This is a genomic window from Candidatus Symbiopectobacterium sp. NZEC135 (genome assembly GCF_025962695.1).
Genome location: NZ_JAGFPF010000591.1, coordinates 1 through 1,165 on the forward strand (window position 1 = coordinate 1; position 1,165 = coordinate 1,165).

General features: G+C 61.1%; 1 protein-coding gene. It reads right to left on the reverse strand.

The window, feature by feature from the left end:
• Positions 1-1,165: non-ribosomal peptide synthetase (locus J5224_RS29005; protein ID WP_264628545.1), on the reverse strand; the 1,165-nt coding region annotated here is incomplete at both ends.

Genomic DNA, 1,165 nt, shown 5'->3' on the forward strand with positions numbered 1-1,165 from the left:
CGAACAGAGCAGGCACACTGTTCCACACGCTGACACCGTGGGTAGACATCAGTGTTAACCATCGGTCCGCATCATGATGGGGCGAGTCCTCCACCAACACCAATAATCCCCCCACGCTCAACGCGGCGAAGATATCAAACACCGACAGGTCGAAATCCAGCGCGGAAACCGCCAGAAAGACATCCTGCGCCGAGATATCAAGTTGCTGACACACCGCTTCCAGCGTATTGAGCACGTTACGGTGTTCAATCATCACACCTTTGGGTTCCCCGGTGGAACCGGAGGTAAAGAGCACATAGGCGAGCGCATCGTCCGGCGGAATGATCGGTGCGGTTAACGGCGCGTTGTCGCGCAATGAGGCCAGCGAAAAGGTTGGTAAGGCGAACGAGAGATCGCTGTCGCAGATAACGGCTTTTGCGCGCCCCTTACGACACAGCAGTGCGTGACGCGCGGCGGGATGCGCCTGATTGAGGGGCAGATAGGCCGCCCCGGCCGCAAGGATGCCGAGCAGCGCCACCATGCGATCGCCACCTGACGGCAGGCACAGTGCGACACAATCACCCGCATGAATGCCGCGGTGCAGCAGCCCGGCCGCTACCGTCAGCGCCTGTTCACGCAGCGCGCCGTAGCTCAGGTAGCCGTTCACACTATCCCACAGCGCTGGGCGCTCAGGCCACTGCTGCGCCTGACTAAAAAAGGCGTCATGCAGTGCCCGGTGGCTTGGCATCGGACCACCGGTGGTGTTGGTCTGGAGTCGCATCTGACGCTGGGCAACGGGCAAATCCCGAATCGGCGGCGCAAGCCAGTCGCTGCCTGCCAACGCGCGCAGCGTGTGACAATACCTGGTAAACATCTGCTCAACCATGTCGGGCAAAAACAGTTCTTCCAGGTAATCCCAACTGAGCAACACCCCATCGGCTAAATCAATCGCCTGATGATCAAGCCACACCTGCGGCGTTTGCGAGCTGGTGTAGCTCGGCCAGGGCACCGCCTTAGCCAGTGCATCCGCCACCCCCAGCATACTGGTGAACACCACGGGTGCGGCCTGCATCTCATTGCCTGCCCGCTGCGCCAGCGCGCGCTGTACCGAAATGGCGGACACTGAGGCATGGCCAAGGTCGCGCCACACTTGTTCCTGCAAGCGCTGGGCGTGCCTTAGCCAGCT